Origin of the sequence: Niameybacter sp., assembly GCF_036655075.1 — a bacterium.
Taxonomy (GTDB): Bacteria; Bacillota; Clostridia; order Lachnospirales; family Cellulosilyticaceae; genus Holtiella.
Genome location: NZ_JAVVQU010000026.1, coordinates 1 through 13,466, shown reverse-complemented (window position 1 = coordinate 13,466; position 13,466 = coordinate 1). Strand labels below are relative to the sequence as shown.

Annotated in this window: 14 protein-coding genes and 1 tRNA gene; 1 reads left to right on the top strand and 14 read right to left on the bottom strand. The window is 36.5% G+C overall.

The annotated features are described in order from the left end of the window. Positions 1-126: 126 nt before the first annotated feature. Together RRY75_RS08620 and RRY75_RS08615 are read right to left on the bottom strand one after the other, a co-directional pair. Positions 127-366, bottom strand: a complete 240-nt coding sequence (locus RRY75_RS08620) for a glycogen-binding domain-containing protein (protein WP_332493081.1) — start codon at positions 364-366, stop codon at positions 127-129. A gap of 115 nt (positions 367-481) precedes the next feature. Further along, the gene (locus RRY75_RS08615; protein WP_332716382.1) at positions 482-1,120 is read right to left on the bottom strand and encodes a hypothetical protein; all 639 of its coding nucleotides are present in this window, start codon (positions 1,118-1,120) and stop codon (positions 482-484) included. Positions 1,121-1,370: 250 nt separating this feature from the next. Here RRY75_RS08615 and RRY75_RS08610 point away from each other — a divergent pair, with 250 nt between their 5' ends. Beyond that, complete coding sequence (locus RRY75_RS08610; protein ID WP_332493051.1) at positions 1,371-1,955, top strand: hypothetical protein; 585 nt, start codon at positions 1,371-1,373, stop codon at positions 1,953-1,955. A 77-nt stretch (positions 1,956-2,032) separates the two neighbouring features. Here RRY75_RS08610 and RRY75_RS08605 read toward each other — a convergent pair whose 3' ends face one another. The 12 genes from RRY75_RS08605 to RRY75_RS08550 form a co-directional block, all read right to left on the bottom strand. Further along, positions 2,033-2,620 carry a cyclase family protein gene (locus RRY75_RS08605; RefSeq protein ID WP_332493050.1) on the bottom strand — a complete coding sequence of 196 codons (588 nt, stop codon included), beginning with the start codon at positions 2,618-2,620 and terminating at the stop codon, positions 2,033-2,035. 167 nt (positions 2,621-2,787) lie between these two features. Then, complete coding sequence (locus tag RRY75_RS08600) at positions 2,788-4,011, bottom strand: cation:proton antiporter (protein ID WP_332493049.1); 1,224 nt, start codon at positions 4,009-4,011, stop codon at positions 2,788-2,790. 12 nt (positions 4,012-4,023) lie between these two features. Next, complete coding sequence (locus RRY75_RS08595) at positions 4,024-4,641, bottom strand: TetR/AcrR family transcriptional regulator (RefSeq protein ID WP_332493048.1); 618 nt, start codon at positions 4,639-4,641, stop codon at positions 4,024-4,026. A gap of 195 nt (positions 4,642-4,836) precedes the next feature. Continuing rightward, a complete protein-coding gene (locus RRY75_RS08590; RefSeq protein WP_332527345.1) occupies positions 4,837-6,123 on the bottom strand; it encodes an adenylosuccinate synthase in 1,287 nt (428 codons plus the stop codon). A 164-nt stretch (positions 6,124-6,287) separates the two neighbouring features. Continuing rightward, positions 6,288-7,475 (bottom strand): [FeFe] hydrogenase H-cluster maturation GTPase HydF, encoded by a 1,188-nt coding sequence (gene hydF / locus RRY75_RS08585; protein ID WP_332494226.1) that lies wholly within the window; start codon positions 7,473-7,475, stop codon positions 6,288-6,290. Positions 7,476-7,489: 14 nt separating this feature from the next. Continuing rightward, positions 7,490-8,914, bottom strand: coding sequence for a [FeFe] hydrogenase H-cluster radical SAM maturase HydG (gene hydG / locus RRY75_RS08580; RefSeq protein ID WP_442935418.1), 1,425 nt, complete (start codon positions 8,912-8,914; stop codon positions 7,490-7,492). Positions 8,915-8,962: 48 nt separating this feature from the next. Further along, positions 8,963-9,208, bottom strand: a complete 246-nt coding sequence (locus tag RRY75_RS08575) for a TM1266 family iron-only hydrogenase system putative regulator (protein WP_332494230.1) — start codon at positions 9,206-9,208, stop codon at positions 8,963-8,965. Between the two features lie 259 nt (positions 9,209-9,467). Continuing rightward, entirely contained in the window at positions 9,468-10,367 is a 900-nt protein-coding gene (locus RRY75_RS08570; RefSeq protein WP_332527344.1) for a DUF4097 family beta strand repeat-containing protein, read from the bottom strand. Further along, positions 10,364-10,957: a DUF1700 domain-containing protein gene (locus RRY75_RS08565; protein ID WP_332494236.1), complete on the bottom strand. Its 594-nt coding sequence runs from the start codon at positions 10,955-10,957 to the stop codon at positions 10,364-10,366. Before RRY75_RS08565 ends, RRY75_RS08570 begins: the two co-directional genes overlap by 4 nt. Continuing rightward, a complete protein-coding gene (locus tag RRY75_RS08560; RefSeq protein ID WP_332494238.1) occupies positions 10,950-11,270 on the bottom strand; it encodes a PadR family transcriptional regulator in 321 nt (106 codons plus the stop codon). The genes RRY75_RS08565 and RRY75_RS08560 overlap by 8 nt, the downstream gene beginning before the upstream one ends. 170 nt (positions 11,271-11,440) lie before the next feature. Beyond that, complete coding sequence (locus tag RRY75_RS08555; protein WP_332494240.1) at positions 11,441-13,162, bottom strand: phospho-sugar mutase; 1,722 nt, start codon at positions 13,160-13,162, stop codon at positions 11,441-11,443. Positions 13,163-13,394: 232 nt separating this feature from the next. Further along, positions 13,395-13,466 (bottom strand) — tRNA-Glu (locus tag RRY75_RS08550).

The following is a 13,466-nucleotide window of genomic DNA, read 5'->3' as shown; positions in this document are numbered from 1 at the left end:
TTTAACCTCATCTTGGTCATAAACCGTTCCCATCATAGGTAAAACCAATGGTACATCTTTCACAATACTTTCTGGACCACTCCCTACATCTATCCCCGAAACAATTACAATACTGTTATCCCCTTCTTAAGGTAAATTCTTAGGATCTTGTTTCCAGCTATTCTCTCCAACAATAAACTTATACTCATGTCTACCTGCTTCAAGTTCTAGCGTCATTTCTCCTACACCATACTCATTATTAATAAGCGTATCCTTACTATTTCCCCAACTATTAAATGAACCTGCTACGCGTACAGGCTGTGTATTCCCATCCTCATAGTACCTAAAAGTGACTTCATGCCCATATCTACTTCTGGACTTATGTATTCCGGAATAGCTGGTTTTTCAAACTCCACTTCAAAACGCTCTGTATATTCTCCTAATTGCTTAGGTGGGTTGGCACTGTAATCGGTTGCTAATTCATTCTTACTACTTTCAGGAATTACATTAAAAGCTGTAGATCATCCTGATTCCCCGTTATCACTGCCATAACATAAATATTTGTAGAGTCTGTAATGCCTAAATCAGAAAGTTTGACCTTTCCTTCATAGCCTTTAGAGCTATCTACTTGTGTTTGTCCCGCTAAATCAATAGATTTTCCTGTTGTACCTAATTGAGCTTGTGCTACCCCATTACTGCCCCTATTTTGTACCATAATGTGATATTGAGGGGTTTTCTCCATTGCAAATTCATATGTTCTACTCCATGCTGGCTTACTTTGTCCACCTGATTGCCCCTCTACATAGAGCCCCAAGTCTAAACTCATTCCCCATTCGCCCCAATCTGGGACTTGGGCTTCCACATAGTAGTATAAGTCCGCCCCATCTGTTGCCAAATACAAGGCACCTGCTGTTGTGGTAACGGTTCCAAAATTATGTACAGGACCTTCTCCTACCTTCTTAGCTATGCCTTGCTGCACGAGTCCTGACCATTCCGAGCCATCCCCATCTACATTTACACTACCATTTACTAACTTGTTTTCTCTTGCTTGCAAAGTCATGCTATACGGATTGCCTACCAAGATGTTCATGATCATGCAAAGTACTACTAGCCACGCCATTTTCTTTTTGTAATCCTTCAAATACTTCACCCCTTTCAACTCTTGTTTAAACCTTAGGTTATTACTATATTTTACCATATACAATAGTGTAATCAAGCATTATTGTGCAGTAATTCAGAAAGATTTATTTTATTTTTCTACACAGTTTATCTAGCAAAAAACTTTTATTTCCTTTCAAATATACGTCTAGTATTTGAACTTTCAACATTTTTCCTTTATACTATCTTTATACTTTCTTCACACTTTCTACATTACTTTTAAGGGGATATCTATGAAAACAATCTATATCATGCTTACAAAAACCGAAAGTGTTTTTTGTTATCTTATTAAGCGCTATACCCATGAACCCTATGCTCATGTTTCTTTACTTTTTAACGATGACTTTACTTGCGGCTATAGCTTTAGTCGAAAAAAAGTTCGTAATCCTTTTATTGGTGGCTTTAAAGAAGAAGATTATGTTAAATGGGTTGCTGCTTTTCCAAAGACAGAGTGCCAAATGTATGAACTCACCATTAGTGACACTCAATACACTAAACTGCTAGACGTTCTATCTCCGTTCCTAAATGAACCCACAAAATATAAATATAATATTCTAGGCGTTATAGGCAGGCTATTCCATATTAAAATCGAACCTAAACATAGTTACTTTTGTTCTCAATTTGTGTCTTACATATTAAGCAAAGCAGATATTATACACTTTGATAAAAAACCTATTCTTACAACTGCCAAAGACTTTAGAACCCACTCTGATCTTAATCTTATTTATGAAGGGTTTCTTAACGCTTTGCTAGATGACCCTCAAGGCTTAGTCTCTTCTTATATAACCCAACAAGAAGAACTCTATAACGTTGTTTAATAAATTTTCCAGGCAAAAAAGCTTATTTAAAGTCCTCCCTTTGAGTTACTTTAAATAAGCTATAATGGATTAATCTATTATTCTTCATCATCTTCTGGTTGTACTGCCACTACACGACATCTAACACCTGTTGCTTCTATGTCATCTTGCCACATAGTCAGCATTTTACATACAACATCTGGCTTAATCTTATCTAGATTTTTAAGATTTTCAACAACGTAAATGCCTTTAGCTTCACACATTTTTTCAGCTTCTACATGCTCTTGTGCACGTCTTATATCCGATGCATCTAAGCCAATAAAGCTCACTCTAGAATCAATGAGTTCTTCAATTAAGTCCCAAGCGAGAATAGGCCCCTCTCTAAAATATAGACCACTTCCATAAGGATGTCTTTCTATTGCGCCTGTGCGAATGAGTACAAAGTCTCCTGGTTTTACATAATCCAAATCCACATCATCACTTGTAATTTCTCTTCCTTTGACATGGCTTACATCTAAGAGTACACCCCTTGTTTGCATATATTCAAGTGGGATATTGGATCTATCATAGACATCAAAATGTGTACCTACATGACCCATTACGATTTCTTTTTTTAATTGAGATTGTGCCCATTGATAGGCCTTGTTTGTTTTTCTAACAGTTAACGTTAAGTCTATATATTTCATTATTTTCATCTCTTATTTCTTTGTAGTTTTCTCTTTTTTAGTTTCAATTATAGTATACCAAAATTTTACTGGAAAAGTCTAGCCAAGTAAATTTTTTTCCAGTTTGTAATTTCTTACTAATCTATTCACATTCTTCTATTCTACAAAATTTAAGAGCTAAAATAATCTTAGTTTTTAAGTTTATCCATTTCACCTGCCCATTTGAAAGCTTGCCTTGCTACAAAAACAGCAATCACCTCATTAATAACTGCCGCTGCTGCTATCGTTCCTTGAATAATCTGAGCACATTCTGGTGCTGGCCCACTTAAAATTGAAACAGCAATACCTGTAAAAACAAGAGATACCCCTGAATGTGGTAAAAGTGTAAATCCAAGATATTTTTGCACGGTCTCTGGTGCTTTCATCATCTTGCCCCCGAGTTTAGCCCCGCCTATCTTTCCTGCTGCACGCGCTAAAATATAAATAGCAGTAAAAATACCTGCACCAAATATAAGATGATAATCAAGTGGTGCACCTAAATTCAGAATAACGATAATCAAACTTATTCCTAATACAGGTTGAAAAGCTTTCAAAATAGCTTCTAAACGTTCCTCCGAAATCATGTTGGCAAAAGTTGCTGTAAAAGCCATCCCTATCAACATAAAATTCAATACTGGTCTTTGAAATACAAATTCATTTATTGCAAAGCCTATAGCTGTTGCCACTAAAATCATAAGACAGGTTAAAATTAATGTGGGTATCTTAGACCTATCTTTTTTCAGTACAATTCCCCCTAGGAGGCCTACTCCAATTCCAACTATAAGTGGTAATAAGATAACTAGTAGAATCATATAACTCGGTAACTTTTGTGTAGAAATATTAGCTGCTACAATGCCTATAACAGAAAAGAAGACTGTAACACCTACTAAATCATCTAATGCCGCCATAGGAATAAGTGTTTTTGTAACTGGTCCATCTGTCTTATATTCATTTACAATAGATAAAGCCGGTGCGGGTGCCGTTGCCAATGCAATACCACCAAATATAGCAGCTAAGTATAGTGGGATATTCATAAAGTAAAAGAGTATCCCAAATACTGCTGAGACCACTAGAAATGTTCCTAATGATTGCGTTAAAGTAATGACTACAATTTGTTTACCTGACTTTTTTATCTTATTCCATACTAACTCACTTCCGATTAAAATACCCACTGCACATTCTAAGATGTGCATGGTCATTTCATACCACCTTTGCTCCATCATCCCTTCTGTGAGCAACCCCACAGCATGTGGCCCTAAAATCATTCCTGTCACTAGCCATCCTAATATAGCTGGCATTTTTATTTTCGTTACAAGTTTTCCTACACCAAATGCAATGCCTATAACTATGATAAACCTCGCTAAATCCATCATCTCTAACATCTCCTATTTTCCAATTCCATAGATTAATAAATCAATAGCTTTGAGTAATCGCGCCTCATGAAGGTCTAAACGCTCTTTCTCTGTATACCCTACTAATTCCAGCTCATTAAAAGAGTTATTATAAAATTCGCTAAAGCTCATGATGTATTCTACTGCCTCTTCTATTGTAACCCCTTCTCTAAGCTCAATAAGATTTAATAATTTTCCTATTAAATTTCTATTAAACTTATCTAATTTAGCTTTTCTCTGCCTAACTTCATTTTTCAAATGTGGCGGTACTTGAAACAAAGCAATACTAAAAACATGAGCAAGCTCTGGTTTGCTGCTAAAGAAAGCACATCTTTCCTTAAAAAAGCAATCTAGTGTAGCTGTTTTATCATTTGGGACTATATGGACCTTTTCTTCTAAATACTCATACATTTGTGTAAAACACTCATCTACACAGGCTAAAAAAAGTTGATCTACATTTTCAAAATAATGATAAATTAATCCTTTAGATATACCATTTTCTTTACAAATCGTATTGATAGATGTTTCACTAAAATTTTTCGAACCATATTCTTTTAAAGCTGCTTGTAAAATACGATTACGACTTTTTTCATTTTGCTCTTCACGTTTCATAGATATTTACCTCTTTTCTAACTTTCAAACCTACAGGTCTATTTATATTTTGTTACAAACAGACCCAGAAGTCAATATTATATATTGAAAATATTTTTCCCATAAATTTTCTATATACAAAAATGAGGCTATCCCCCTAAGGATAGCCTCATACCTTTTCACTTTATAGCATGCTTTACAAATAATACTGTCTAGTTATTTGACATTTCTCATAATAATGTCTTCACGTTTTGGACCATTAGAAACCATAGTTACTGGGTAACCTAATTTTTCTTCTACAAACTCTACATATTTTCTAGCATTTTCTGGAAGGTCTTCGTAGTTTCTAATGCCACTTACGTCACACTTCCATCCATCTAAATAAGTTAAAACTGGTTTAGCTTTATTAAGCTGTGGTGTACATGGGAATACGTCTGATACAACCCCATCAATTTCATAACCAGTACATACTGGTATTTTATCTAAGTAACCTAATACATCAAGAAGAGATAGGGCTACATCTGTTGTACCATGAAGCATGCAACCATATTTTGTAGCAACTACATCAAACCAACCCATACGACGTGGACGGCCTGTTGTAGCACCGTACTCGCCACAGTCACCACCACGTTTTCTAAGTTCTTCTGCTTCTTCTCCAAAGATTTCACTTACAAAAGCTCCAGCCCCTACTGCTGAAGAGTATGACTTAACAACAGTTACAATTTTAGTAATTGCATGTGGCGGAATACTTGCCCCTACTGTTGCAAATCCTGCAAGTGGTGATGAAGATGTTACATAAGGATAGATTCCGTTATCTGTATCCTTTAATGCTCCAAGTTGGCCTTCAAGTAAAATATTCTTACCTGCTTTCATTGCATCATTTAAATAGTATGCAATATTAGTTACCATTGGTTGAAGACGTTCACGATATTGAATCACTTCATTAAAGATTGCTTGTGGCTCAAGTAAAGCTGCATCTTTATAAAGTGCTTTAATCATTTCATTTTTGATTTCACATACTTTTTCTAAACGTTCCATCAAAATTTCATTATCAAACATTTCGCCTACTTGCACACCAATTTTCAAGTATTTGTCTGAGTAAAATGGTGCAATCCCTGATTTTGTTGAACCAAAGCTTTTAGCACCTAATCTATCTTCTTCTAATTGATCAAAAAGTACATGATATGGCATTAAAATCTGTGCACGATCAGATACAAGAATGTTTGGCATTGGTACGCCACGACTTGTAAGGCCATCTAATTCATCAAATAATTTGCTAAGGTCAAGAGCCACCCCTTGTCCAATAACATTCACTACATCTTTTCTAAACACCCCTGATGGTAAAAGATGTAAAGCAAACTTTCCGTATTCATTGATAATTGTATGTCCTGCATTAGCTCCACCTTGGAAACGGATAATAATATCTGCATCTCCTGCTAATAAGTCTGTTACTTTACCTTTTCCTTCGTCACCCCAGTTACCACCTACAATTGCACTAACCATGTTCCACATACCTCCTAAGCTGTTCTTGTCTTTATCATACTATAAATCTATCTATAAGTATAATTACTATTTTTTATCTTACTTATAAGAAATACTTATACTTATACATTGTGATATAAATCCAACAATATATATTGCCTTTTTTCACCCTCTTTTATTCTGTATTAACTAGGAATCCATATTTTCTCCAATATACCCGCTAAATAGGCTAAGGCTACACCAAAATTTGTAATGGGGCATTGCGTAGCTTGTGCCTTTTCAATTCTTGCTTGCACTTGCCTTGGTGTATGCATACATCCTCCACATTGAATAATCAAGCTATACTTAGCTAAATCTTCTGGAAAGCTATTCCCACATATATTTTCAAATACCACCCCTTCTGTTATTTTCTTAGTGATTGCCCGAGGAATCTTATGACGTGCAATATCTCCGTGTAGAGGATTATGGGTACAGCTCTCAGCGATCAAAATATGGTCGCCTTTTTTAAGCCTACTAATAGCCCTGGCACCTTCTATATATTGATTTAAGTCTCCCTTTTGTCTTGCCATTAGTATAGAAAAGGAAGTAAGTCGTACACCATTCGGGCATATCTCATAAACCTCTTTGAAGATTTGAGAATCTGTAATCATGAGACTCGGTGGTTTGTGTAAAGCTGCCAATGTCTCTTTCAACGTCTCTTTTGTCGTTAGGATAGGAATGGCATGAGCATCCAAGAGTTCTCTTAAAATCTGTACTTGTGGCAAGATTAGTCTCCCCTTCGGCGCTTGTAAGTCTTGTGGCATGACCAGCATGATCACTTCTCCTACCTGTACCTTATCACCTATGCATTTCTTCTCATTCTTTTGTGATAATGTTTGAGTTATTGCGCGTTTTAATTGCTCCATCCCCTGCCCATTCTGAGCATTTATCGGTATATAAGCTAGTGATTCTTCTTTTTTTTCTTCTTGTTCTTGCAGCCACTCGTGGTGCTCTTCGTGGATATTGTATACCATGATATAAGGAATATCCCTGCCCTTAAGTTTTTCTAAAATTTGCTTTGCTGCTTCCTCAAGTTCTGGCTCCTGGCTCACCCATAACACAAGATCTATTTGTTGCAGTGTTTCAAATGCCTTCTGCACCCTCAATTTCCCCAGTTCACCTTCATCATCTAGCCCCGGGGTATCAACAAATATCACAGGCCCCAGCGGATGCCACTCTTTGCTCTTATGCACAATATCCGTTGTTGTCCCAGCAATTGGAGAAACGATAGATAAATCTTGTCCCAAGAGCCGGTTCATTAACGTAGACTTTCCTGCATTACGTTTGCCAAACAGTCCTATATGAAGTTGATTGCCTTTTGGTGTTTGTTGCATAGTACTCCTCCCTCTTAAAATCTAAAGTCACGTTCCCCTGCATCAATACGCTTAATCCACTCTTTAGCCTTTGTGCGCGCTGTCTCATTTTCCATTGTCTCAAGTTGTTCCCAGATGACTTTCTTACCTATTTGTTGAAGGGTTTCATCTCCATAGTCATTTAAATATTCGTTTAGGGTCAGTAGAGCATTCGGTGTGCAGATGCTACCGATTTCTCCACTCTTTGCAAACTGCATAAAACGGTCCCCTGTACGCCCTTGCCTATAGCAAGCTGTACAGTAGCTTGGAATGTAGCCTCTTTGCAACAAATCTTTGATGACTTCTTGAGGTGTTCTATGGTCTTCTACCTCAAATTGTGGTTTATGATGAGGTGTTTGATACCCACCTACTGCTGTGCAAGAACCGGCACTCATCTGTGAAATCCCAAGTTCTAAAGCTTCTTCTCTCAACTTTCCATCTTCTCGCGTAGAGATAATCAAACCTGTATAAGGCACGGCTAATCGAAGTACTGTAATGATGTGTTTAAACGCCTTGTCATCTACACCAGGGTATTGACTTGTCTCAACATTTTCAGCTGGTCTGATTCGTGGCACAGAAATAGTATGTGGTCCTACTCCCATATCTTCTTCTAACTTTTCGGCATGCATGAGCATAGCAATTGTTTCGTATTTATAGTCGTATAGACCATATAATACACCAAATCCTACATCATCAATACCACCTAACATCGCTCTATGGAAAGCAGATGTATGATAACTATAGTTATGTTTTGGCCCATTAGGGTGAACCCTTTCATATGTTGGCTTATGATATGTTTCTTGGAATAAAATATAGGTTCCAATATCTGCTTCCTTTAACTTTTTATAGTCCTCAATAGTAGTTGCAGCAATATTGACATTGATTCGTCTAATTTGTCCATTCTTAAACTTCATCTTATAAATAGTATCTATACACTCTAGTACATACTCAATAGGGTTATTAATAGGGTCTTCTCCAAGTTCTAATGCAATACGTTTGTGTCCAAGTTCTTCTAACGCTTTGACTTCTCTTTCTAATTCTTCCATTGTAAGCTTCTTCCGCTCTAGCTCACAATTACTATGTTTATAGCCACAGTATTCACATCCATTCACACAATAGTCACTTACATATAAAGGTGCAAACAACACGACTCTTTTACCATAGATTTTTTCTTTAAGTGATTTTGCTGTATGCTCCATTTCTTCAACAAGTTCTGAGTCTTCTACTCGCATAAGCACAGCTGCTTCTCTATGACTAAGCCCCACGCCTGTAGCTGCTTTTTCAATAAGTGACTGCACATAATGCTTATCTTGTGCTTGATATGTAGCCGCTTCTAGTACTGATTGGATATAATCTTCCTTAAACCATTCATTGGCACATTCATGCCAGTTTACACCGTCATATTCCTTTTCACGTTCCATTGCATTTGTATAAGACATTTTAATCCCCCCTATTTTGAATTTAAAAAGCTATTTTTTGGTTAATGCAGACTTCACTGTAACGCCTTTAACCTTTCCAAGTTTTCCTGTCATTCCACTCAATGCATCTACTGTCCCATCTACAATAACCGATATGACACATATACCTTTTTCCCTATACGGGATACCCATTCGTCCAACAATCATGTCTGCAAATTCATGTAAAATCTGGTTTACCATTGTAGCACTTTCTAAGTCATCAATAACAATTCCCACTACACCAACTCTTGTTTCCATAGTATTCTCCTTCCTTAAGACATGCAAAAAGCCCTTCTGCAATAGCGCAAAAGGGCATACTTATCCAGTAGCTATGTGTCCTTTGCCCATTGCTTAGAAATCTCCTTGCAAGAGGGTCTAGATTGTTTATCATCCATTTTTAAGAGTATTTCCTAAAAATCGATATCTACTTTTATCATAGCTCACTTTATCTTTAAATACTAGTTTAAATTTTATAAAATATTTTACTTTATTTTATTTAATTATTACTTAATTCATTTTAGTTGGTTTCAATATTGATACTACCAAGGCCAGCTTCTATCTCTATTGTCTGGTTACTCTTATTTCTTACCTCAACATCGCCCATGCCACTATAACGTTGGTCATTGATTTTAATACTTCCGCCACCTCTTGAAATTTCATAGTTAAAGTCTTGCTCTTCCCCATCTAATATAATATCCAGCTCCCCTATTCCACCTTCAATATCCATATCCCCTGTAAGTGCAGTCTCTAACTTAACACGGCCAACACCCATGGTGATTTTGGCCTCTCCAAGATTGCTCCCTTCAAGATTTAATTCACCTACGCCACCTTCTATGGTTACATAATCAGCTGTAAGCCCTTGAATATTTGTTGAAGAAACACCTGCCATCAAGCTGAATTTTTCTGTTTCTATGTTCTCAAATAAACCTTCACCAACACCTAACATGACGTTTGCTTTTTCTAGCTTTTTATCTTGTGGTACTGTTACAATGATTTTACCACTGTAATCTTTCCTTGCATTTGGGCTGATAAAGTTCCAACCCGTTCTATGCCCTTCTTGCTCAATATAAAGAGTATCCCCTCTCACTCCATAGTTAAGATCTACTTTAGAACCTACATCTATGCAAATGCTGTAGTCTTCTCCTTCTTTGACCGTCACATCAACTGTTCCACTGGTTATATCCATCTTACTAAAATCATTAAGTTCTTCTATCATGCCATCAAACACGCGCTTGTTAGAACTCTTATAGCTTATATCATGCTCAATAGGATTCTCATCCCAGCTATTAAATCTTAGTCCTGACTGGTCCCAAGAAAGAGAGGTCTTTCCACCTAATGCTATCCCTGCTACACTAATCCCTATTCCCCCAACAACTAAACACAATGCTAATGCTATAAGTGTAGATTTTTTCATCATGCTACTTGCCTCCTTTTAACTTTACTGCAGAGGGTACTGATGCCCCTAACAATCATTGGTATACCTTTTCCAATTACTGCATACATAAGTACTGCGGCTAAAATGCCTATCCCAAGAAGCACACATCCCACACCTACAAATACTGCACCTGTTGCTGGATGTATAAATATTGAAATCATGCCTACAATCCCACAAAGCAAAGCACTTCCTAACATGGAAATCACAATAACACATCCTGCAAAAATAAGTGCTAAAACCGTTATCACTGCTGCAAACCCTAACGCAGCAATAGCTATAGCAAGTGGCAACGCAATAGGTCCTGCAAATAAAGCTACAATGACAATCCAAAATGCTTGAAAACTTTGTTTAGGTCTCATAGGTTTAACCTCTGCCTCTTTTACAACAAAGTCTGCCATAAGCTGTTTAGCTATCTGTGTAGGGTTGCCCAGTCCTGCTATAGCCTCACGTTCATTCTCCACACCTGCTTCGTCTAAGTACTCTGTATAGTACTGCATCGCTGCGTCTTTTTCTTCTTGAGGTAACTTATACAAATTATCTTCTAGAATGCTCAAAAACTCTTCTCTATTCATTATCTTCTCCTCCCATTAATATCCCATCCACTTTATCCTTATACATAGTCCATTCTTCTAAAAATGCTTTATACTTTGAATGTCCTAAATCTGTAATTTGATAATAACGTCTATTACGTCCCTGATAAGGTTCATCATAAGTATGCAAACAGCCTTCTTTTTGCAATCTTCGTAAAACAGGGTATAAAGTTGACTCAGATATCTCTAGCGCTTCTCTTACTTCTTGTGTAAGTCTGTAGCCATATATATCCCCTTTTCTTACAACTGCCAGTACACATGCATCTAATAAACTACCGCCTAATGGAATTGCCACAAACACCACCTCCTCTTCTGTCACTATATAAACGTCTTATATTATTAACTTATTAATATTATATGTTGTATAATATAATTAGTCAACGATTATACTTTATTTTTATTTTCACATAAAAAAACTAGGTTCTCTCACCCTCAAGTGAGTTTCCCTAGTTCTTCCTTATATCTTTAGTTTACACCAACTACTGCTAGAACATGCTTTTTGAAGCTTTTAACTGTTGCTTGTGCATCTGCCATATCTTTGCCGATAACTGAAAGATAGATTTTCATTTTTGGTTCTGTACCGGACGGTCTTACAACAAACCAGTTGCCATCTTCTAAGATGAACTTCATAACATTTGAAGTTGGTAGGAAGATTTGTTCTTGTGTATTGGCTAAGCAGTTGTATCTTGTAGAAAGTTTATAATCTTCTACTGTTGCTACTTTAACTCCATTTACTTGTTCGGGTCTATTTTCACGAAGTGCAGTTAAGATTGCACCAATTTTTTCTTGGCCATCTTTGCCGTCCATCTCTACAGAGATAAGATCTTCTTTATAATAGCCATATTGTTTAAATAAGTCTTCAAGTGCTTCGTATAAGTTTTTGCCTTTTTCTTTGTAGTAAAGCGCCATTTCTGCAATGAGTACAGCTGCAATAACAGCATCTTTATCACGTACAAACTCACCAGCTAAGTAACCATAGCTCTCTTCGTAACCAAATACGAAGTTGTTTGTTTTAGTTTCTCCAAACTCTTTAATTTTTTCCCCAATGTATTTAAACCCAGTTAAAACATCCATGACTTGTGTGCCATAATGTGTAGCAATAGGCTTAACCATATCTGAAGTTACAATAGTTTTCACAATAGTATCTTGGTTACTTAAAAGTCCCATTTCACGACGTGCATTTAAGATATAGTCACTTAATAAGATGCCCACTTGGTTTCCTGTTAATACTTTATAGCTTGTTGCATTTTCTTTTACTACGACCCCAATACGGTCACAGTCTGGGTCTGTTCCAAAGATTAAGTCTGGTTCAGTTTGTTTTGCCATCTCAATAGCAAGTTCAAATACTTTTTTATCTTCTGGGTTTGGATATGGTGCTGTTGGGAAGTTCCCATCTGGCAACTCTTGTTCTTTTACAACTTCTACTTGCTCATACCCTAACTTCTCAAGCATGGTACGAACTGGAATGTTTCCACTACCATGAATGGGTGTGTAAATAATTTTAAGACCTGCAGCTTTTTCTTCAATAAGTTCTTTACGAATAGATAAAGCTGATACTTGATTGTAGTAAGCTTTATCTACTTCTTCTGTAATGTATTCAAGTAACCCTTTTTCTTCAGCTACTTCTAATTCAATGGTTTGAACACCTTCAAATACATCTGTTTCATCAATGAAACCTAAAATTTCTTTTGCTGCTTCATCTGTAATTTGTCCACCATCATTACCATATACTTTGTATCCATTGTAGATTTTAGGATTGTGAGATGCCGTAATTACAATACCTGCATCTGTTTCTAAATGTCTTACAGTGAAAGAAAGCATTGGTGTTGGTCTTAAAGAAGGATAAAGGAATACTTTAACCCCATTTGCTGAGAGGACACTTGCTGCTGTATCTGCAAATTCCTTACTCATATTTCTTGAATCATAAGCAATTGCAATGCTAGGATTTGCTTTTTGTTTTAATAAATAAGTTGCAAGTCCTTGTGTTGCTTTACCTATAGTATGTACGTTCATACGGTTGCTACCTGCTGCAATTTTCCCTCGTAGGCCACCTGTACCAAATTCAAGATTTTTATAAAATCTGTCTTCTATCTCTTTTTCATCAGTTAGTTGTTGTAATTCAACCTTTAAGCCATCTTCTACTTTTTCTTCTGTAAGCCATCTGTTATACCCTTGTTTATAATCCATAGTAAGCCCTCCTCATATTTTGTCTATTTTATTATGTCATTTTTTAGGACAAAAATCTAGTTACAATTTCATTTCAGTGCCATGAACTAAATATTCATACGCTTTCTCCCTAGCACTTAGATTTTCTGTATTGATGAAATTACTCCTGTATTCCTTATCTAATAAGATCATTATCTTCTAGAACAGAAAAAAGTCCAACACCTAAGTGCTGAACTCCTTAATACTCAATATATGACCCATAGGAGAATCGAACTCCTGATTTCACCGTGAGAGGGTGACGTCTTGACCGCTTGACCAATGGGCC